Origin of the sequence: Streptomyces sp. NPDC001407 (assembly GCF_042895325.1) — a bacterium.
Classification (GTDB): domain Bacteria; phylum Actinomycetota; class Actinomycetes; order Streptomycetales; family Streptomycetaceae; genus Streptomyces.
This window is the reverse complement of the sequence record NZ_JBIAWF010000004.1, coordinates 362,031-383,338: the sequence shown is the minus strand read 5'-3', so window position 1 is coordinate 383,338 and position 21,308 is coordinate 362,031. Positions and strand designations below refer to the sequence as shown.

At 72.2% G+C, this 21,308-nt stretch carries 14 protein-coding genes; 10 read left to right on the top strand and 4 right to left on the bottom strand.

The window, feature by feature from the left end; all coding sequences use genetic code 11:
- Positions 1–38 precede the first annotated feature (38 nt).
- Positions 39–791 carry a TetR/AcrR family transcriptional regulator C-terminal domain-containing protein gene (locus tag ACFY1P_RS09185; protein WP_361535589.1) on the top strand — a complete coding sequence of 251 codons (753 nt, stop codon included), beginning with the start codon at positions 39–41 and terminating at the stop codon, positions 789–791.
- Positions 792–877: 86 nt separating this feature from the next.
- Here ACFY1P_RS09185 and ACFY1P_RS09180 read toward each other — a convergent pair whose 3' ends face one another.
- On the bottom strand, positions 878–2,962 hold the full coding sequence (locus ACFY1P_RS09180) for an FG-GAP repeat domain-containing protein (RefSeq protein WP_390750250.1): 2,085 nt from the start codon (positions 2,960–2,962) through the stop codon (positions 878–880).
- A 76-nt stretch (positions 2,963–3,038) separates the two neighbouring features.
- Complete coding sequence (locus ACFY1P_RS09175; RefSeq protein WP_390750249.1) at positions 3,039–4,523, bottom strand: FG-GAP-like repeat-containing protein; 1,485 nt, start codon at positions 4,521–4,523, stop codon at positions 3,039–3,041.
- 346 nt (positions 4,524–4,869) lie between these two features.
- Here ACFY1P_RS09175 and ACFY1P_RS09170 point away from each other — a divergent pair, with 346 nt between their 5' ends.
- From ACFY1P_RS09170 to ACFY1P_RS09150, 5 genes are all read left to right on the top strand, one after another.
- A complete protein-coding gene (locus ACFY1P_RS09170) occupies positions 4,870–12,489 on the top strand; it encodes an SDR family NAD(P)-dependent oxidoreductase (protein WP_390750248.1) in 7,620 nt (2,539 codons plus the stop codon).
- Between the two features lie 13 nt (positions 12,490–12,502).
- The gene (locus ACFY1P_RS09165; RefSeq protein WP_390750247.1) at positions 12,503–13,609 is read left to right on the top strand and encodes an SDR family oxidoreductase; all 1,107 of its coding nucleotides are present in this window, start codon (positions 12,503–12,505) and stop codon (positions 13,607–13,609) included.
- A gap of 40 nt (positions 13,610–13,649) precedes the next feature.
- Positions 13,650–14,264, top strand: coding sequence for a DUF6230 family protein (locus ACFY1P_RS09160; RefSeq protein ID WP_390750246.1), 615 nt, complete (start codon positions 13,650–13,652; stop codon positions 14,262–14,264).
- Positions 14,255–15,202 carry a DUF6114 domain-containing protein gene (locus tag ACFY1P_RS09155; RefSeq protein WP_390750245.1) on the top strand — a complete coding sequence of 316 codons (948 nt, stop codon included), beginning with the start codon at positions 14,255–14,257 and terminating at the stop codon, positions 15,200–15,202. The genes ACFY1P_RS09160 and ACFY1P_RS09155 overlap by 10 nt, the downstream gene beginning before the upstream one ends.
- A 64-nt stretch (positions 15,203–15,266) precedes the next feature.
- Positions 15,267–16,121: a trypsin-like serine protease gene (locus ACFY1P_RS09150; protein ID WP_361528350.1), complete on the top strand. Its 855-nt coding sequence runs from the start codon at positions 15,267–15,269 to the stop codon at positions 16,119–16,121.
- Here ACFY1P_RS09150 and ACFY1P_RS09145 read toward each other — a convergent pair.
- Entirely contained in the window at positions 16,105–17,721 is a 1,617-nt protein-coding gene (locus ACFY1P_RS09145) for a trypsin-like peptidase domain-containing protein (protein ID WP_390750244.1), read from the bottom strand. The two genes, ACFY1P_RS09150 and ACFY1P_RS09145, sit on opposite strands and share 17 nt — an antisense overlap.
- A gap of 307 nt (positions 17,722–18,028) precedes the next feature.
- Here ACFY1P_RS09145 and ACFY1P_RS09140 point away from each other — a divergent pair, with 307 nt between their 5' ends.
- Entirely contained in the window at positions 18,029–18,934 is a 906-nt protein-coding gene (locus tag ACFY1P_RS09140) for a hypothetical protein (RefSeq protein WP_390750243.1), read from the top strand.
- Between the two features lie 95 nt (positions 18,935–19,029).
- Here the strand turns inward: ACFY1P_RS09140 and ACFY1P_RS09135 are convergent, their stop codons facing one another.
- Entirely contained in the window at positions 19,030–19,602 is a 573-nt protein-coding gene (locus ACFY1P_RS09135) for a PadR family transcriptional regulator (protein ID WP_390750242.1), read from the bottom strand.
- An 86-nt stretch (positions 19,603–19,688) separates the two neighbouring features.
- Between ACFY1P_RS09135 and ACFY1P_RS09130 the strand changes: the two genes are divergently transcribed.
- The 3 genes from ACFY1P_RS09130 to ACFY1P_RS09120 all read left to right on the top strand — a co-directional run bounded on the left by ACFY1P_RS09130 (position 19,689) and on the right by ACFY1P_RS09120 (position 21,299).
- Positions 19,689–20,120, top strand: coding sequence for a nuclear transport factor 2 family protein (locus ACFY1P_RS09130; RefSeq protein WP_390750241.1), 432 nt, complete (start codon positions 19,689–19,691; stop codon positions 20,118–20,120).
- Between the two features lie 108 nt (positions 20,121–20,228).
- Complete coding sequence (locus ACFY1P_RS09125) at positions 20,229–20,669, top strand: hypothetical protein (RefSeq protein WP_361528360.1); 441 nt, start codon at positions 20,229–20,231, stop codon at positions 20,667–20,669.
- A gap of 69 nt (positions 20,670–20,738) precedes the next feature.
- Positions 20,739–21,299 carry a hypothetical protein gene (locus tag ACFY1P_RS09120; RefSeq protein WP_390750240.1) on the top strand — a complete coding sequence of 187 codons (561 nt, stop codon included), beginning with the start codon at positions 20,739–20,741 and terminating at the stop codon, positions 21,297–21,299.
- Positions 21,300–21,308 lie beyond the last annotated feature (9 nt).

The window sequence follows — 21,308 nt, the reverse complement described above, 5'->3', positions numbered from 1 at the left end:
CCCGGGGGCTATCCTGGGGTCGAGAAAGAGGAGGCCGCATGCCGATCGCCGAAGAGCAGCCGCAGCAGACGATCCAGTCGGTGTGGACCCGTCCCCAGCGCCGCAAGCGGGAGCAGCCCACGCTCAGCCGTGAGCAGATCGTCTCCGTCGCCCTCGAACTGCTGGACGCCGACGGCATCGACGCGCTGAGCATGCGGAAGCTCGGCACCCGCCTGAACGCCGGGGCCACCTCGCTCTACACGCACGTGACCAACAAGGACGAGCTCGTCGAGCTGGTCGTGGACGAGATCTACGGCGAGATCGAGGTGCCCGACGCCCCGGGGACGCCGGACCAGTGGCGCTCGGCCGTCATCGGCTGCGCCCGGAGCCTGCGCTCCGTCTTCCACCGGCACCCCTGGGTCGTCTCCGCGCTGGGCGAGGCGGGGGTGGTCTCCTTGGGGCCGAACGCGATGCGGCTGTCCGAGGGCATGCTCGGCATCTTCGAGGAGGCCGGCTTCTCGCTGGAGCAGGCCGATCTCGCGGTGAACGCGGTCGTCTCGTACACCATCGGGGTCTCGTCCACCGAAGCCGCGTGGCTGACCAGGCTCGCCCGCAGTGGGATGAGCGAGCAGGAAGGGGTGGACAGCCTGCGGCCGGCGGCCGAAGAGGCCGCGCAGGCGTTCCCGCGGCTGCGCAGGCTGTACGCCGCGCAGCGGTGGCAGGAGGACTCGGGCGGCGCGCGCAACGACAATTTCACCGACGGTCTCGAGTGCGTCCTCGACGGCCTGGAGATGCGGCTCCGCCGCTCGTAGAGCACAGCAAGCCGGTATGACGTGGCCCCGCCCTCCGGAATTCGCCATCCGGAGGGCGGGGCCACGTCATACCGGCAGTTCCCGGACTACCAGCCGGTGCCGATCCGGGAGCGGTCGCCCAAGGCGTTGCCGCCGGTGCCCGGGTAGAAGTAGAGACCGCCGGTGGCGCCGGCGGGTGCCTGGACGGCGTCCACGTCTCCCTTGCCGTCACCGTTGAAGTCGGCTCCGGTCAGCTGCCGCATGGTGTCCCAGCCCGTGCCGAGCTGGGTGCGGCTGCCCAGGGTGTCCGTTCCGTCGAGGGTGCCGCTGCCGGGGTAGGCCCACAGCTTGCCGTCCCGGTCCACCGCCACGAGGTCGGCGACGCCATCGGCGTTCAGGTCGCCGGGGCTGGTGAGTTCGGTCATCGAGTCCCAGCCGGTGCCGATCCGGACGCGGTCGCCCAGGGTGCCGCGACCGGTGCCGGGATAGGCCCACAGCGTGCCGTCCTTGTCGACGGCCACCAGGTCGGGCTTGCCGTCCTTGTCGACGTCCATCGCGGTCAGCTCCCGCATGGTGTTCCAGCCCGTGCCGATCCGGACCCGGTCCCCCAGGGTGCTCATGCCCCTGGCGGCGCCGGTGCCCGGGTACAGATAGAGGTTCCCGGTGTCGGAGTCGACGGCCAGCAGGTCGGCCTTGCCGTCACCGGTGAAGTCGCCCGCGGCGAGCTTGCCCAGACCGCCCCAGCCGGTGCCGATCCGGACACGGTCGCCGAAGGTGCCGTGACCGGTGCCGGGGTAGAGCCAGAGGCTCCCGGTGGCGGTCTCGACGCCGGCCAGGTCGGCCTTGCCGTCACCGGTGAGGTCGGCGGCGGTCAGGTGGGCCATGCCCGCCGGGGCGGGGGCGTCCGGCCAGGGCATCCGTACGACCATGCGCTCCTTCCTGGCCTCGTTGACCATCCACAGCTCGTCGCTGCCGGGCCAGTAGGAGAGGTTCTCCAGGCTCACGCCGGTGCGCGTGGCGAGGCGCACCGGTTCGCCGAGCCGGGCCTCGTACAGGCAGCTGGGTATGTCGGCGCCGCCGTCGACGAACTCCGGGCAGGCCGCGGCGAGGGCGAACCGGCCGTTGTTCATTGCGACGCCCTGCGTGCCGCCCATCGGGGAAGCGAAGGCGTCGGACGCCTGTACGTGCCCCGAGGCGTCGGCCTTCAGCCGGCCGGTGGCCGGGTCGACGGGCCAGCGCACGATCGGCGCGGTGGCCCTGCCGAACTTGCCCTCCACGCTGTAGGGGTCGCCCTCCGCGGTGACCAGGGCGGGTTCGGGCCCACTGAGGTCGAGCGTCGCCGCGGTCAGGCACGGGCGCTGCGGGACGCCGGCGCCCTCGTACGTCCCGCAGCCCGAGCCCGCGCCGGTGTACGCGTAACTGCCGGTGCGTGGCAGGACGTAGTCGAAGCCGCCCCCGTGCGTCCGGCCCGCCGCGTCGACGCCGACCGATGTGTCGGTGGTGGCGTCCATCTTCCAGATCTCGTTCAGGTCGAACACGTCGAAGCCGCTGCCGATGGCGGCCACATACAGCCGGCTGCCGGCCCACACCACGTTGTTGGCGTGCCCTCCCAGGGCGGCGAAGTTCTTGCTGTCGTCGGACAGCCCGACCAGGAGAGCGTGCCGGTAGCTGATGTGGGCCGGGTCGGTGACGTCGGCGAAGGTGATCCGCTCCGCCTTGTCGCCGGACGCGTGCCAGCTGGAGATGAGCACCTTGCGGCCGTTCACCAGGGCCTGCGCCTGGGGTGACTCACCTGAGCCCGCGAGCCCCTGCGGGAACCAGGCGTCGGTGTCGTCGTCCTCGGCCGACCAGCAGAAGCCCTGTCCCCCGGCGATGCCAGTCGGGTGACAGAGGGGACGCGCCGGGGTGTTGCCCGCGGTGTCGGCCAGGACACCGTTGACGCCGGTGCGCCCGAGCGAGGAGTGGGCGGACTTGAAGGTGGCGACGCGGCCCGCGTCCCGGCCGTTGTCCCACTGGAAGCCCAGGCCGTCGGTGCCGATGCGGGTGACGGTGTTGTAGGTGGCGACCGCGCCGTTGGGCATGGAGACGGGGGCGGCCGCAGCCGGGCCGCCGGCCGAGAGCCCCGCGGCCAGGGTCGCCAGCGCACCCAGGGCCGCGAAGGCCGCGCGGGGTCCGCGGATCGGTCTCGTCATGGCGATGCTTGTCCTTCCGGGAGATGGTGGAAGGCCGCCGCCGACCGTGGGGCCGACGGCGGCCCATGAGGCCCTGTCAGGAGTAGATGTTCCAGCCGGCACCGAGGTCGGTCGGGTCGGTGTAACCACCGTCGCCCTTGCCCCAGTACAACAGCGCATGCCCGTCGGACTTCCGACGCACCAACAGGTCCGAGACCTTGTTGCCGTTGAGGTCACCCACACCCGTGATCACGTCGTACCCGTCCCAGCCACCACCCAGATCCGTGGGATCGGTGTACGTGCCATCACCCTTGCCCCAGTACACCAGCGCATGGCCATCAGACCTACGACGCGCCAACAGGTCCGAGACCCCATTGCCGTTCAGATCACCCGCATTCGTGATCACGTCATACGCATCCCAGCCGCCACCGAGGTCGGTCGGGTCGGTAAACCCGCCATCGCCCTTACCCCAGTACACCAGCGCATGACCGTCAGACTTACGACGCACCATCAGATCCGGCACACCATTGCCATTGATGTCACCGACACCCGTGATCGAGTCATACGCATCCCAGCCACCACCGAGGTCGGTGGGCTCGGTGTAACCACCGTCGCCCTTGCCCCAGTAGACGAGGGCATGGCCGTCCGACTTCCGGCGCACCAGCAGGTCCGAGACCTTGTTGCCGTTGAGGTCCCCTACGCCCGTGATCGCATCGTAGGCGTCCCAGCCGGCGCCAAGATCCGTCGGGTCGGTATACGTGCCGTCGCCCTTGCCCCAGTACACCAGCGCATGCCCGTCCTTCCGGCGCGCCAACAGGTCCGGCACACCATTGCCGTTGATGTCTCCGATGTTGACCAGCGGCGACGTGGCGAAGGCCGCGTTGTCGGTGATCTTGTCGTAGCGGCGGGGGCTGAAGGTGCCGTGGCCGGGCCAGTACGGGTAGGGGACGGTGCTGTGCTTGGCGTAGCCGTTGGGCTCGCCGCCGGACTCCTCGTACGCCTCGTACTTCGTGTGGTCGGCGTCGGCCCAGCCCCCGAAGATGGCCACGTGGCCGCTGGCCCCGGCGGAGGGGTTGAGCAGGATGTCGCCGGGCTTGAGGGATTCCTTGCTGATCGAGGAGGTGAAGTCCAGCAGCGTGCCGGTGGTCTCCCCGTAGTTGTTCGCGGAGGAGGAGCTGAGGTGCCAGGCCATGGAGACGAAGCCCGAGCAGTCGGTGCGGTACCTGCCGTTGGCGTCGGAGCGGTACCTGTTCATGCTGTAGGGGACCGCGATGTCCGTCCAGGTCTTGGCTCTCTGTATGACCTCGTCGCGGCTTATCGTCCCGCCGACGTTGGAGTCGCCGATCAGTGAGCGTCTCTTGCCCTTGGGAGCCGCGGCGTCCAGCTGGGCACGGGTCGCGGTGGTGGGGTTCGGCACGGTCGGGGTGAACGAGTTCAAGGTGCCGTGGTCCGCGGTCTTCTTCACGCTCTGCGCGGTGGCGGGGGCCTTGGCCTGCGCCGCCGCGAACGTGACGCCGGCGTCCGTGAGGGTCACGGCACCGACCACGGCGGTGGCGAGGGCAATACGAAGTGGCAGGTTCATGTCACATTCCTTATTGAAGAGGCGAGGGCACGCGGGAGTTCCGCGCGGCTACCGGAGAGGACCCCGCCGCGAACCGATGGGAACACCGTACGCAACTCCGTACAGCGTTCGCAAGCCCCGTACACCGTGCGCCGGACCGGCTGGAACCGGAATGTCGGCCCCCGCACCCCGGGCCGGGCACCGGCCGCACCGTGCGAACTGAAGACCTCTCGTTACGTCAAATCGGTGAAACCCAGCGGGAGTTCGCTGAGAGCACCAGGCGCGGGCATGCCTCTGGTGTCCCGACAGCGGTCGGGTGCGGCACCGGACCAGGGCCTGACGGCCCCCACCCGTGCAGGAGCCATCCATGGAACACCGCGCCCACCCCTCCACCCCACGGCACGAACCCCTCGCGATCGTCGGCGCGGCCTGCCGGCTCCCGGGCGGCATCACCGACCTCGGCGGGCTGTGGACCGCCCTCGCCGAGGAGCGGGACCTGATCAGCCCGGCACCGCCGGCGGAGCGGGTCGACGCGGCCCGTTTCCTCGACCCCGACGTCGAACGGCCGGGCAAGGCCTACACGATGGCGGGCGGTTATCTCGGGGACATCTCCGGCTTCGATCCCGAATACTTCGGGATCTCGCCCCGCGAGGCGAAGCACATGGACCCCCAGCAGCGGCTGCTGCTGGAGATGGCGGCGGAGGCGTTCGACGACGCGGCCGTCGACCCCGCCCGCCTGGCCGGTTCCGACACGGCGGTGTTCGTCGGGATCAGCGACATGTCGTACGGCCTCCTCCAGATGGCCCGGCTGGAGGAGATCAGCGCGTATTCGATGAGCGGGTCGACCCTGTCGGTCGCGGCCAACCGGCTCTCGTACGTCTACGACCTGCGCGGCCCGAGCATGGCCGTGGACACCGCCTGCTCCTCCTCGCTGGTGGCGCTGCACCAGGCGTGCGAGACGCTGCGCTCGGGGCGCAGCCGGGTGGCCGTGGCGGGTGGCGTGCACCCTCTCCTGGGCCCGCATCACTACATCGGCTTCTCCCGGGCCATGATGCTCTCCCCACGCGGGCGTTGTGCCACCTTCTCCGCCGAGGCCGACGGCTACGCGCGCGCCGAGGGCGGCGGTCTGGTGGTGCTCAAGCGGCTGGCCGACGCCCTCGCCGACGGGGACAGGGTCCACGCGGTCATCACGGCGAGCGGGGTCAACTGCGACGGCAGTACGTCGGGGATGACCGTGCCGAGCACGGAGATGCAGCGGCGTCTGCTGCGGGACGTCTACGCGGAGGCCGGTGCCTCTCCCGACCAGGTGCTCTACTTCGAGGCGCACGGGACGGGCACGCCGGTCGGTGACCCCTTGGAGTGCCAGGCGGTCGGCAGCGCGCTGGGGGCGCGGCGGACGAACGGCCCACTGCCGATCGGGTCGGTGAAGACCAACCTGGGCCACACGGAACCGGCTTCGGGCATGGCGGGGCTGTTCAAGGGGATGCTGGTGCTGCGCCACGGCCGCATCCCGGCGTCACTGCACGGGGATCCGCCCAATCCGCGGATCGACTTCGAGGGGCTGAACCTGTCGCCCGTGGACGGGATGCGTCCGCTCGGGGCGGTCGAGGGTGGTGTGGTGGGGGTGAACAGCTTCGGGTTCGGAGGCGCCAACGCCCATGTCGTACTGGGCCCCGCGCCGCTTCCGGTGCACGTGACCGGGAACGGACGGCAGCCGGGCCCGCTGCCGCTGGTGGTGTCCGCGCGCACCCGTCAGGCGCTGGCCGCCACGGCCCGGTCGGTCGCGGAGCGGCTCCACGAGGTCGCGGGCGACCAGGAGTTCTACGACCTGTGCTGGACCGCGTCCCGGCGGCGGACCCGGCACCCGCACCGCGCGACCGTCCTCGCGCACGGCCCTCAGGAAGCCGCCGCGCGGCTGGCCGCCCTGGCCGCGGACGACAAGGAGCTCGCCGCCGCGGCCGCCCAGGTGGACCGGATCCCGGACGGGGGCCTGCTGTTCGTGTTCTGCGGCAACGGCTCCCAGTGGGCAGGTATGGGCGCGGCGCTGATGGCGGAGGAGCCGGCCTTCCGCGGCGCGGTGGAGGACGCCGACACGCACCTGCGGCCGCTGCTGGGCTGGTCGGTGGCCGAACTGCTCGCCGCGGGGCCACAGGAGACGGCGGACCGCATGGCCGGGACCGGCTGTGCACAGCCGGCGCTGTTCGCCTTCCAGCTCGGCCTCGTGGCCCTGCTGGCCGAGTACGGGGTGCGACCCGCCGCCGTGCTGGGGCACAGCGTGGGCGAGGTCGCGGCGGCGCGTGTCAGCGGGGCGCTGGAACTGCCGGACGCGGCGCGCGTGGTCGCCGGGCGCAGCCGGGCCCAGGCACCGACCGCCGGAGCGGGGCGGATGGCAGCGGTGGGGCTGACCGAGCAGGAGGCGGCGGAGGCGATCGCCGCGTACGAGGGGCGGCTGGAGATCGCCGCGGTCAACAGCCCGCGGGACGTGACCGTTTCCGGGCGGACGGACGCGGTACGGGAGCTGGGCCGCGAGCTGGCCGCCCGGGACGTGCCGTTCCGTGAGCTCGATGTGGATCACGGCTTCCACAGCTCGGTGATGGATGCCGTCGAGGAGCCCCTGCGCGCGGCGCTGTCCGGGCTCGTGTCCCGTGCGCCACGGCTGCCGATGTACTCCACGGTCACCGGCGGTCCGGTCGGGGCCGGGGAGTTGGACGCCGGCTACTGGTGGCACAACGCCCGCAGGCCCGTACGGTTCGCGGACGCCGTGGGCGCCGCGGTCGAGGCGGGGCTCGCGGCGGCGGTCGAGATCGCGCCGCAGCCGAGTGTGGCGGGCCCGCTGAACCGTATCGCCGCCGACGCCCGGGGCGGTCCCTTCCCGGTGTTCTCCCCCATCGGCCGGGGGAAGTGCACGGGCCGGGCGGTACGGGAAGCGGCCCTGCGGCTGCTGGCCGTCGACTCCGGCGGCGACTGGGAGCGGTGGTTCCCCCGGGCCGGCTCCGTGGCCGATCTGCCCGCCTACCCGTGGCAGCGCGAACCCCACTGGCAGGGCACGCCGGAACACTGGGTGCGCACCAGCGGCGACGGCGTGCTGGTGCACCCGCTGCTGGGCGAGCGCGCCCCCGTGCTGGAGCCCACCTGGCACACCCCGGTCGAGCGCACCCGCACTCCGTGGCTGGCCGACCACCGGGTCGCCGGTTCCGTGGTGATGCCCGCCACCGCGTACGTCGAACTGGCCCTGGCCGCCGGGCAGCAGGTCTTCGGCTGCCCGGCGGAGCTCGACGACCTGGAGATCACCCGCGCCCTGCCGCTGTCCTGGGACGCGGCCATGGACGTGCGCCTGCAGACCTCGCTGTGCGACGAGGACGGCATCGTGCGCGTCGCCAGCCGCACGGGCGACACGGGCGGGTGGCGGCTGCACGCCCGCGGGCGGGTGCGACGCCAGGCCGCCGGGCAGCCGGAGCCGGTGGATCTGCCCGCGGTGCGGGAGCGGGCGTTCCGGCACGTGACCGGAGAGGACCACTACACATCCCTGGCCGAGGCGGGCCTGGCGTACGGGCCCGCCTTCCAGGTCCTGCGCGAGCTGCGCGTGGGTGATGCCGAGGTTCTCGCCTCCTATCACTGCGCCCCCGCGGACGACGGGTACGGCGGCTATGTGGTCCACCCGGCGCTCCTGGACGGGGCGCTGCAAGCGGGAGCACCGCTGATCGCGGACGCGGAGAGCGGCTTCCTGCCGTCCGGCATCGACCGGTTGCGCCAGTGGGGCGCTCCGGCGGAGGACGGCCTGGTCCATGTGCGGCAGCGCTCCAGGACGCCGCGCTCGGTGGTGTGGGACATCACCGTCACCGGCAAGGACGGCACGGTGACGCTGGAGCTGACCGGCTGCCGTCTGCAACGGCTGAGCCTGCCCGCGGCGGACCGCGGCGAAGAGTTCGTCACCGTGCTGCGCGCCGCCCCGCTGCCCGGCCGGCCGGTGCCCGGATGGGTGCCTCCGTCACCGGGCGAGGTGGTGGCGGCCGCCGAGGGAGCGCTGGCACGGCTGCGGGAAGGACCGGTCGCCGAACTCCTGACCGTCCCCGCGACCACGATCCTCAAGCGCTACGCGGCCCACGGCACGATCACGGCGTTCGAGGAACTGCTTCCCGGGCGGGACGCCTTCACCGTCGACGACCTCCTCGCGGCGGGTGTGCTGCCACGGCACGAGAAGCTGGTGCGGCTGCTGGCGCGCGTGGCCGAGGAGCACGGGCTGCTGGCCGCCGACGGAGAAGGCTGGCGACGACTCGACGAGGGGCGGCCTGTCACCCTGCGCGAGGGCTACAGCCTCTCGGGATATCTGGCCCCGGTCGCCCTCAACCTGCGGTTCGCCCTCCATCTGCCCGCTCTGCTGACCGGGCGGCGGGATCCCCTGGAACTGCTGTTCCAGGACAGCAGCCCGGAGTTGATCCAGCAGTTCTACGACCTCAACCCGCTGACCTCGTTCCACAACCAGATGATCGGAGATCTGCTGCGCACGCTGCTGCGCGCCTGGCCCGCCGACCGGCCGCTGCGCGTCCTGGAGGTCGGCGCCGGCACGGGCGGGCTGACCACGCACCTGCTGCCGCTGCTGGACGACCGTGTCCAATACGTGTTCTCCGACGTCTCGGCGGCGTTCTTCCCAGCGGCCCAGGCTCGCTTCGAGGCGTACAGCCGCCTCCTCACCTACCGCACCTTCGACCTCGACTCCGATCCGGCGGAACAGGGCTTTCCCGACGGGTCGTTCGACGTCGTCGTGGCCGGGTTCGCCCTGCACACCGCCGGGGACCTCAAAGCCGGCCTGCGGCGGCTGGTGCCACTGCTCACTCCCGGAGGCCACCTGCTGGCCCTGGAGTTCCACGACCCGCAGACGCTCGCGCTGCTGTTCGGCACGCTGGAGAACTTCTGGAGCGGCCGCGATCCCGGGCTCCGCCCGGAGAGCGTCGTGCTGCCCCGCGCTCAGTGGCCCGTGGTGCTGGCGGAGAGCGGGTTCGAGGAGACGGTGCAACTGGGGTGCGGTATCGAGGCCGCGCAGGAGCAGTTCTCGGTCCTGCTCACCCGGACTCCCGTGACGGGCGAGGCTCGGGGCCAGGTACCGGCCGGGACGGAAGCGCCCGAGGACAGCCCGGCATCCGAGCGGGACGCCGAGCGGACCGTTCCCGCGTCCTGGACCGTCGTCGTCGAGGACGAAGAGGAAGCCGGACTGGCGGCCGCTCTCGCCGAGCGGTTGACCGCGTCCGGCGAGGCCACGGCCACCCTGTCCGCGCCGGACGGTGACGAAGCCTGGCGGGACCTCCTCGGACGGCGGCCGGGTGCCGCGGTCGTCCTGCTGCTGAGCCGGACCCTCGACCAGGCCGCCGACCGTGACCCCACGGCCTGCACCGAGGCGGCCGTACGCCGGGCGGCGACGCTGCGGAGTCTCGCCCGGGCCCATCGGACTCACTCCGAAGAGCCTCGCCACTTCGTGCTGGTCACGCATCCCACCGGGGCCCTGCCCGCCCCGGAGCGCCCGCTCTTCCCCGCTCAGGCCGCCGCCTGGGGCGTGGCACGGACCCTGGCCAACGAGTCACCGATGAACGTACGGCGCATCTCGCTCGACCGCGGCCCCGACCCCGTCGAGGACGCGGCTCGCCTGGCCCACGAGCTCCTCGCCGTCCCGCCGGGTGACCCACTGGAGGAGGACGAGGTCGTCCTGACCCGCGGGGGCCGGTTCGTGCCCCGCGTCGAACGCCCCGGCCCGGCCACGGAGACCGTCGAACCCGGCGGGCCCGTCCACTACCAGCTGCGCATCGCGAACCAGGGCCTGGGCTTCGGTCTCGAATGGGCCGAGGCGACGACGACGCCCCCGGGCCCCGGGGAGGTGGTGATCACCATGCGCGCGGCGGCGCTCAACTACCGCGACGTGATGGTCGCCACCGGCCTGCTCCCCTCGACCGCCGAGGACGGCCTGCCCTCGGAGGACTTCCTCGGGCTGGAGGGCGCGGGGACGGTGTGCGCCGTGGGCGAGGGCGTCGAGGACCTCACGGTCGGCGACCGGGTCTTCGGTCTCATCCCCGGCGCCTTCGCCTCCCATGTGCGGCTCCCCGCCCCGGCGGTCCGGCCGATCCCCGAGGGCATGAGCTTCGGCGAGGCCGCTACGTTGCCTGTCGCCTTCTTCACCGTCCAGCACAGTCTGAAACACCTGGCCCGCCTCCAGCCGGGCGAGACCGTGCTCGTGCACGGAGCGGTCGGCGGTGTCGGCATGGCCGCCATCCAGTACGTCCAGCACGTCGGGGCCCGGTACATCGCGACGGCCGGCAGCCCCGCCAAGCGGGATCTCGCGGCCCAGGCCGGGATCGAGCTCGTGCTCGACTCGCGCGGCCTCGCCTTCGCCGACCAGGTCCGGCGGCACACGGGCGGACGAGGCGTCGACGTCGTCCTCAACTCCCTCAGCGGGGAGGCGGCGGCCCGCTCCCGTGAACTGCTCGCCCCGGGCGGGCGGTTCATCGAGCTCGGCAAGCGCGACATCTACGGCAACCAGCGCATGCTCCAGAAGCCCCTGTCCGAGAACGCCACCCACTGCGTCGTGGACGCCGCGCGGCTGGCGTTCCAGGCACCGGACCACGCCATGGCCGTGTTCGACGAGGTGGTCGGCCACGTACGCGCCGGGGACTACATGCCGCTGCTGTACACGACCTACCCGGCCCACCGGATCGAAGAGGCGTTCCGGCTCATGCAGCACTCCAAGCACATCGGCAAACTCGTCGTCACCTTCGACGACCCCGTGCCCGTCCACCGCACGCCTCCTCCCCCGCGCATCGACACCGCGGGCACCTACCTGGTCACCTGCGGCCTCGGCGGCCTCGGCGCCGAGACCGCGCGGTGGCTGGCCGAACAGGGGGCGCGGCACCTCGCCCTGGTGAGCCGCAGGGGGGAAGCCGCCCCCGAGGCACCGGAGTTGCTGGCGGAACTGCGGGCGCGGGGCGTCGACGTCCGGGCGCACGCCCTCGACATCGCCGACCCGGCGGCCGTACGCCCGCTGGTCGAGGCCCTCGCGGAGAGCGGCCGCCCCGTGCGCGGCATCGTGCACTCCGCCATGCATCTGGACGACGACGCGCTCACCGAGCTGACCGACGAACGGTTCCGCGCCGTCCTCGCGCCGAAGTGGGGCGGCGCCGCCCTGCTGGACTCGCTGTGCCCACAGGCGGACCTCATCGTCTACTCCTCCGCCAGCGCACTGGGTGGCACCATCAATCAGGCCGCCTACGTCGCGGCGAACCTCGCCTCGGAGGCGCTCGTACGGGCCCGGCGCGCCGCGGGCCGCCCCGGGCTGGCCGTGGCGTGGGGCTCCATCGGGCGCGTCGGCTACGTCGCCCGCAACGGCCTGACCTCGAAGCTGAGCGCCGTCGGCCTGCTGCCCGTTGACCCCCGGGACGCGCTCGCGGCGCTCGGACGGTTCACCGGCGAGGGGAGGGAGCAGGTGGTGTTCGCCCGTTGCGACTGGGGCCGCCTGGCGATGCTCGCCTCCACCATGAGCCGCCCCCGGTTCGCGTCGCTCGTGTCGGCCGAGGCCGAGGGCACCGGACTGCGGTGGGAGGAACTGCTCGACAAGCTCGCCGGCATGACCCCCGCCGAGGCCGCGACCATGGTCGAGGACATGATCACCACGTTGGTCGCCGAGACCCTGCGCATGCCGCCGGACGAGGTCGACCGGCACCGTCCGCTCCAGCAGTACGGAATGGATTCGCTCATGGGCATGGAGATGCTCACCAAATTCCGCACGCATCTCAACCAGGAGGTGCCGGTCATGGAACTCCTGCACTCCGACGGTTCCATCCACGGCATCACCGAGACGGTCCTGCCTCACCTGCTGAGGCAGGCGCGTTCCGGCGACCCGGCCGAGCCCCCGTCCGCGCTGCCGGCGGCACTGTCCGCCGCGCCGCCCGCGGATCTCACGGCCGGGCTGTCCGCGGCCCTGCCGTCCCGGCCGGCTTCCCGATGAGAGCAGGTGCGAGGTGACCATCGTGATGACCGGCGCCACCGGATTCCTCGGCTCCAGACTGCTGCGGGCCCTGCTCGCCACCGGTACCGCCACGGTCACCGTGCTCGGCCGGGACGGCACCGGGCAGCCGCTCGCCGCCCGCGTGGAGAGCGCGCTGCGCGCCTGCGGCGCGACCGCGGGCGAAGTCCTGCGGGCCCGCGACCGGCTGACCGCGATCCCCGTGGATCTGGCCCGGCCCCGCCTGGGCCTGGAGCAGGCCGCACACCGACAGCTCGCCGAACACGCGGACGCGTTCTGGCACTGCGCCGCGGCCATCTCCCTGGTCGGTACCGCCGACACGCTTGCCCCGGTCAATGTGGCCGGCACCCGTCACCTCACCGAGCTCGCCGAACACGCACCCGCCCACGCCCTGTTCGTGTACATGAGCACCGCCTACGTCGCCGGCGACGCGCCACCGGGCGCCGGCTCACCCTTCGGCGACGCCATCACCGGCTACGAGTGGACCAAACAGCAGGCCGAGGAGATCGTGCGGGACTGGGCCGGCCGGCACCGGCGCCCCGCGCTCGTCCTGCGCCCGAGCCTGCTGGCCACCGACCGGCCGATCCCCGAGACCGCCGCCCAGCAGCCCTTGTCCATGCTCGGCACGCTCCTTGCCGAACTCCTGGAACAGTCACCGCCGCTGTTGCGCCGCGCCCTGCTCCGCAAGCGGGCCGGGGTGCCACGGATCCGCCTGCGCCTTCAGGGCGATCCGGCCTCCCACCTCAACGTCGTGCCGGTCGAGTACGCCGTCGACGCCATGCTGCGGCTCGCGCGCCCGCCCGGCAGCACGACGTACCACGTGGTCCACCCCGAGGAGACCTCCGCGCGGGTCCTGGTCAGCGCCGTCGGCGAGCTCCTCCCCGGCGTCGAGCTGATACTTCAGCCCACCGTCGACCGCCCCAACCTCATCGAGTCGCAGATCAACCCGGTCCTGGCGAACTTCCTCCAGCGCGACTGGCACAGCCGCGCCGACCCCGGCACTCCCCTGCGCGACACCCTGCCGGACCTGCCCGCCCCCGCCGCCGTCGACAGCGCCTACATCCTCTCCGCCATGAACGCCCGCCTGCCCGCGCCCTGTTGAGCCGGGCACCCCACTCGCCCCGCCCCGGGAGGACACCACAGTGAACAAGGACGGCCCCAGGGCCCCCGAAGGCAGGACGGCCTGGCGGAAGGCCGCCGTCGTCGCCGTACCGGCGCTGGCGGCGGTGGCGGCGATGGGCGTGGCGATGTCCGACGGGGTGCTCGCCTCGTCGTTCGCGGTGTCCGGCTCGGCCTTCCAGGTGTCGGCGGGCGAACTGACCAGCGACGGCCTGGCGTCGTTCGCCCAGCTCGACCGGTCCACCGACGGCACGCAGCACCCGGCGGCACTGCTCGGCATCGGCGGCGCCACGCTGTCGGACTTCTGCCAGGCGTCCCGGTTCAGCACGCCCGTGGGCACCGTGGTGTTCAAGCTGACCGCGGGCGGCGACGCGGGGAAGATCAGCGCGAGCGATCTGGTCCTCGACGGGGAGGGCCTCGTAGGGGACGCGCAGTTGGGCACCGTCCAGCTCGGCCGCGACGCCTCCACCCTCGACCGGGTGCCCGGGGTGCGGGGCGAGCCCGGGCAGTTCGGCCTGCAGGCGTCGCAGGTCACCGTCTCCGGGGTGAGGTCGCACGCCCGCTCCGTGACGGGCGGGAACTTCCGCCTCAAAGGGCTGAAGCTGGACGTCAGCCTGGACGGCAAGGCGTGCTTCTGACCTCCCCGCGTGCTCGTGCCGCGCGTCGCTGGCGGCGGACCCGGCCCTTCTGGGCCGGGCTGCTCCTCGTTCTCGCCGGCGTCGAACTCGTCGTCATGCCGATGGTGCCGCTGACCGTGCTGTTCGGCCTGGGGCCCGCCGGGATCGCCGCCGTCGGGATCGGGACGGCGCTCGTCGCGGCCGGGCTGTTCCTGTGGTTCCTCCCGCACACCCGCCACTACGTCGGCGTGCACGCCGTGATCCTCGCGGTGTTCTCGTTCGCCGCGACCAACCTCGGCGGCTTCCTCGTCGGCATGCTGCTGGGGATCGCCGGGGGCGCCATGGGCTTCGCGTGGACACCGGCACCGGCGCCGCACGGGACCACGCTCCCGGCCGGTCCGGAGCACCCGCCGGCCCTGGCCGTCGCCCTGCCCCTCGCCCTCCTCGCTGCCCTGGGCCCACCGGCCCTGCGCCCGCCCGCCCCCGGTCACCTCACCGTCGCCCGCACCCCTCCGACGGTCACCACCACCCGCTTCGCCCCCGACGGCCTCACCCTCACCACCGTGACCGACGTACCCACCGCCGCGGGCCCGCGCAGGGCCATGGTGCTCAGGATGCGGGCCGCGACGCTGACCGACTACCGGCTGCGCGCCCACGACGGCGATCGCGCGCTGACCCTCGGCGCCGGACGGCTGAGCATCAGCGGCGACGTGACGCTCTACCTCACCCGCCTCAGCGGCTGCGTCCAGGGAATCCTGTGCACGACCTTCACGCCCGACACCCTGCCCGTGCCGCCCGTGGTACCGCCCTTCGTCTTCATGACCCATGTGTCCGCCGACCAGGCCCTGGTCACCGGCGACACCGTCACCGCGGACGGCCTGGCCATCGGCGCCGCACAGGCGGAATCCGGCAGGGTAGGCGAGGCCGGCCGGGGCGACGTTCCTCGTACAGGCCGGTGAACATCACCGCTCCACGGCCCGGCGTGCCGGGTTCTGGCACCTGGCGGTGTCCTACAATCCGGCCATGCGTCGACGTCCCGCTGTGGCGATCACCGTTCTGGCCGTGCTCGCCACCGTCTCGGGCTGCTCCGGCGGCACCGCGCCGGCGGCCGATGACACGGCCTCACCTTCCTCGGCGGCAGCGCGAACACCCGAGTGGACGGTCGGCCGGATGCAGAACGCCCATCCTTTCCGCCACCAGCTGGGGGTCTCCCACACGCCGCCGCCGACCGAGACGAACGCCCGGGTGGGCGCGGTGTTCAGCCACGACGGGTCCGGCGACCACTTCTGCACGGGAAGCGTCGTGGACAGCCCGGGCAAGTCCGTCGTCATCACCGCGGCACACTGCATCCACTCCGGGAAGGGCGGCGACTACCAGACCGACCTGACCTTCGTGCCCGGCTACCGCAACGGCCGGTCACCCAACGGAATTTGGCCGGCCCGCAAGATGGTGGTGGACGACCACTGGGCGCAGTCCTCCGACCCCGACTACGACGTGGGCTTCGTCATCGTCGGCAAGGTGGGCGGCAAGCGGATCGCCGACGTCCTGGGCGCGAACCGCTTCGGTTACAACCCGGGCTTCGACAAGCACGTGCAGATCACCGGCTATCCGTCGAGCGGCGACAGCCCGATCTCGTGCGTCAACAGAACCACGAGGTTCCAGACGGACCAGATGAAGGTGGACTGCACCGGCTACAGCGGCGGAACCAGCGGCAGCCCCTGGCTGACCGACTTCGACCAGATCACCCACACCGGGGAGGTCATCGGCGTCATCGGCGGCTACCAGGCCGGCGGTGACACCGACGACACCTCCTACAGCCCGTATTTCAACGACGCCATCAAGGCGCTGTACGACAAGGCGGTCAAGGCCGGGGGCTGACTGCCCGACCGACCGCGAAGGCCGCGGGCGGCGTCGCGTTGCCCGCGTTGTCGTAGCCGATGGCGCAGTACGTCCAGGGGGCCTCGGACCCCTTCAGGCTCGCGGGTATGCCCAGGTAGGGCCGGTAGCCCTCCGGGGCGGAGCAGTCGGTGCCGGACTTCGGCCCGTACTTGACCTTGTACGAGGTGATCTCCCACGGCAGGTGGACCGGGCGTACCCAGTAGGTGGAGTCCGCCCCCTCGCCGAAGTGCTGGATGTCGGCCTGGGGTGCCACTGCCGGCGGCGTGTTGTCGACGCGCGCGTAGGCGTACGACGGGTGCCGGAGGGACTTCGCCCACGCACCGCCGCCCGGGCGGGCATCCGGTCCGCCGACGGCGCAGAGCACGTAGAGGTTGTCCCGCTTCGGGAGCAGGCCGGTGTACTCCACCCCGGCGGCGGGCAGTGGGCGGGGCCGGGTGTAGCCGCGCGGGTCGGTGCAGTCGACGGCGCCGAACGGGCCGGTCTTGAAGGCCACATACGCGTGGTGCGCGCCCGTGTGCGGGGTGACCTTCGCGTCCCAGCGGGCGGGGCCCTGCGGGGTTTCGCTCCGCGTCTGCTGTCCGGAGGAGGTTACGTCCACCTGCTCGCCCCGGTCCAGCCCGCAGCCGTCGCGGTCGAGCCGCAGGCCCGTGGCGTCCAGGCAGGAGGCGACCGCGTCGACCGGCGTCGCGTAGACGGTGTTGTCCTTGGGGACCACCAGCCCGGGCGCGCCGCCCTCGCAGGGGCGGCCGAGGCCGCAGCCGAGGTAGCCGGGGGTGGAGACGGTGTTGAGCATGCCCACGATCCGCTCGCCGTCCGCGGTGGTGACGGGGCCGCCCGAGGAGCCGCCGCTGATGCCGAGGCAGTCGGTGCGGGTGAAGTCGCGCCACAGCCAGGTGTGTTCGTGCAGGGCGACCGAGGAGCCCGTCACCTCGCAGGCCGACAGGCGCAGGAACTGCCGGTCGGGGTCCACGCCGTCGGTCGGGGCGTGCGCGGCCTGGAGCGGGGTGCCGGGGGTGGGCCGGGCGGCGGCGAGCGTGCGGGGCGTCACGTTCATCCGGGCCAGTTCCCCGTAGGTGGCCGACAGTTGGAGCACCGAGACGTCGATGCCCTTCATCGTCGCGTACGCGACGCGCTCGACGGGGAACGTCCTGTGTGCGGTGGGGTTGTCGTGGAAGTACGCGGGGGTGAAGGTCCAGTCGGGCTCCGCGGGCCTGTCCACGAGGACCTCGTTGGTTCCCATGGTGTCGCTGACGCAATGGCCGTTGCTCAGAACGAGCGCCTTGGCCGCGGGGTCCGGCTTGCCCGAGGCGTGGACGAGTGTCGCCGTGCAGGTGGTGCCGCCGCCCCCGACGAGACGGCCGGACGCGCGGAACTTCCGTCCGGCGGCGGATCCGGAGTCGATCAGCGGTGCGTCCTCGGGCCCGGCCTGCGCCCCGGCCGTGGCCCCGGCGCCGGGCCGTGGCTGGACGGCCTGCGCCTGGCCTCCGTGGAGCAGCCCCGCGGCGACGACCGCACAGGCGACGGCGGCGAGCGGGCCGCGTATCCGGGCGGGAGCACGGGTGGGAACGGCGTCTCTCAAGACAGTCCTCCATGATCGGCAATCGGGGAGACGCCCCGACTTTCGCAGAGCCGTCGAGCATCGACGAGGGGCAGCATCCGCTTCCGGTCATGCGCGCACGGCGAACCCCTCGGGAGCAGGCCGCCTTTCAGGAGGGGGCGCGTGCAGCGTGCGGCGGCGATCGACGCGAATGCCCAGGACCCGTCCCCCGCTGCCCGGCCGTCGGCCGGCGTTCTCCCGGATGACGCGAATTGGTACGGACAAGTCCGTTCCGGAAGAGCAGCGTTGGGCCGGATCGTACAGCCGACGAAGGTGAGGTTGGATCACCATGAAGACTCCGAAGCCGCTCAGGGCCGCTGCCCTCCTGGCCGTGCCACTGGCCGCGGGCATGGCGCTGGGCGTCGCCCCGGCCGCGGCGCATGTGCCGGATGCGCGCCCGGCGGCCGGCGCCGAGGACGTCACGCTGACGAACGGCGACAACGGGCGGACGCTGGACATCAGGACCGGTGACGGCGTCAAGGTGCGGCTGAAGGGCTCCCGTTCGCGAGGCGTCACCTGGGCGTGGAGCGTGCCCACGAGCGGATCGCCGAGCTTCGCCCGGACGACGGCCGGGACGTCGCAGGGCGGCAACGCGACGGCGACGTTCCGGGCGGTGCGGCCCGGGACCGCCGAGATCGAGGCATACCAGCGCTGCGTTCCGGACCCCGGACACGTCTGTGCGCAGGTGGTCATCCCGTGGAAGGTGACCTTCACCGTGCGGGAGAGGGCGCGCTCCGGGCTCTCCCTCCTCGACCTCGTCGGCCGGGCGACGGACCGTGTCCGCGAGTCGGATCCGCAGGCGGTGCTGCTGGTCGCGGCAGGGGACTCGCCGAGCGGGCCGACCCGGGACATGGCGAAGGTGACGCACTGGCGGTTCATTTTCAACAACCGCGACAACTCCTCGGCGGAGATCAGTGGCGACCTCGACGGGAGCCTGGGGCCGGTCATCCGGCACGACAGCCGGTGGGTGGGCGCGCTGCCGGTCGACGAGGAGATCACGATGACGCCTGCCCAGGCGTACGACCGGCTCGAGGACGCGGGCCACGGCGAGGCGTTCCGGTACGTCTCCCTGGTGAAGCCGATGGGCACTCCTCCGTGGCACCTGCAGTACCACTTCTCGAACCACCCGGGCGGCTGCGACGGTTACGCCGTCTTCGTGGGCTCGGGCGAGGTGTCCCCCATCTGCGGCAAGTGAGCGTGACCGCGCGCCGGACATCGGCTCCGTCTTCCGGCCGCTGACCCTGGCACATGGACGCCGGACCCGACGGCGTCACCCCCCACGCACACGGATCACCGTGGGGTACGGGCCGCCGACCGCCTAGCCCGCAGGACGCCCGCGATCCGCAGGCACCAGTCCCGGTGGCCCTCTTCGAAGGCGAGGCCGCGCAGGCAGGTCAGATACGGCCCGATCCGCGTCCCCCGGCTCAGGAACTCCTCCTCGTCGGTGTCGCCGCGCATCCGCCGCAGGAGCTCGCCGAAGAGCTTGACCTTGGCGTCGGCCGCGGCCGCCCGCTCCTCCAACTGCCCGATCACGGGCCCGGTGTCGATGCGATCGGCGGCCTGGACCTTGACGAGCAGGTCGTCGCGGATGAACGAGGGCTTCGATACGGCCGCCGCGAACCGCTCCAGCTCGGCGAGACCGGCGTCGGTGACGCGGAACAGGCGCTTGTTGGGACGGGTCTCCTGAACGACCTGACGCCCCGTCACCATGCCTTCCCTTTCCAGCCTGGTCAGCTCGGCGTAGAGCTGCTGGGGCAGGGCGTGCCAGAAGTTGGCGACGCCGACGTCGAACGCCTTGGCCAGTTGATAGCCGCTGAACTCGCCGTCCAGCAACGCCGCCAGCACAGCGTGCCGCAAGGCCATCGAGGTGCCCCCTTCCCTTTCATCTCCCGCCCGTGCAGCATACTCAAGGAAACGACTAGTCAGATCCTTGAGTATCAGGAGGAGTCATGGACACCGCCGCACGCTTCCGCGCCGCCATCGAGGCACACGATCTCGACGCGCTGGAGGACCTGTTCGCCGAGGACATACGCTTCTACAGCCCCGTGAAGTTCACCCCCTTCGAGGGAAGGCACATGATGCTCGGGCTGCTCAAGGTGCTGCTGCGCACCTTCGAGGACTTCCGCTACGTCGGCCACTTCACGGGTACGGCCGAGACCGGCACCGACGGTGACGAGGCTCCGTCCGCGGTCCTGCCCTTCCGGGCCGCGGTGCACGGCAAGCAGGTCCACGGCATCGACCTGCTCCAGTTCGACGAGGCGGGCCGGGTGAAGGAGTTCACCGTGATGGTCCGGCCGCTGTCCGCCACGCACGCCCTGAGCGAGGCGGTGTTCGCGGGCCTGGTCGCCGACGGCCTCGTCCCCCAGCCGGCCGACGGCTGAACCGCCCCGGCGGCCCGTGGGAGCACTCAACTGGCCTGATACTTCATGGTGATGAGCGCCGGTGAAGCATAGGTTTTGTGCGTATTCCCGATCTTTTGGAGGTACGCCATGAAACGACAGCTCGTCACCGGCGCGATCGCCGCCGCCTGTCTGCTCGTACCCTTCCAGGCCCACGCCATGGCCCCGCAGGCCGCCGCGAGCCCGACCGCCGTGGTGTGGGACAAGTGCGAGGCCGCGCTCGACTCGCCGCACGAGTCGCACACCAACCCGGACGTCATCAACGTCCATGCCGACCTCAAGGGCTGTAAGCAGAAGATGCCCGAATACTCGATATCGGTCACCCTCTTCAAGGAAGGCACCCAGGTCGCGCACAACTCCGGCTCCGGCAAGAACAAGTTCAAGGCCCGTGTCGTGGCCAACTGGCCGCCGCCGAAGGGCGAGTGCCACTCCTACTCGGCCAAGGCGACCTTCACCATCAAGGCCGACGGAAAGTCGCACACCACCACCGTGGAGAACCACAGCCAGGGCAAGATCTGCATCAAGAAGTAGGCGCTCACCGTGGCCGGTCCGGCCATGGCGCCCGACCGGCCACATCCCTCCTCCCCCAAGGCGCACAACATGAACGGGTACACCGTCTTCCTCGCGGTCACCGACCGGACCGGCCGGCCGGAGCCGGCCTTCGCCCTCACCGCGTTCGCCGTGGAGACCGGGCGGCTCGGGGAAGCCGAGGCGCGAGCGGCATCCGCGCTCGCCGGTCTCGCGCCCGACGCGGCCTGGCCGGACCTGGACCCTGCCGTACGGCGGGAGGTCGTCACCCGGGTGCGCAGGGTGCCGCACCACGCCGTGGACCACACCGAGCACGACCGCGCCCCCGCCCGCTCGGCGTCTCCCCTGGCCGACTGCCTGCGCAGCCTGGCCGCCGGCTCGTTCGCCGAGATCACCGCTGAGCCGTACACCGTGTACGTCACCGACGGGCACCACTTCCGCGACGCGGCGTCGGCCCCTCTCCTCGCCGGTGCCCAGGCCGTCCACCTCGACGCCGAAGCGCGCTTCCCCGCGCTCGCACGCCTCACCGCGCTCCTCGCCTCGGCCGCCGCGCCCTCGATCGACGCGGCCGTACCCGACGAGGAAGACCTTTACGACGCCTTCGACCGCTACACGCTCGGCGGCCTGGCGTAAGCCCTGCGG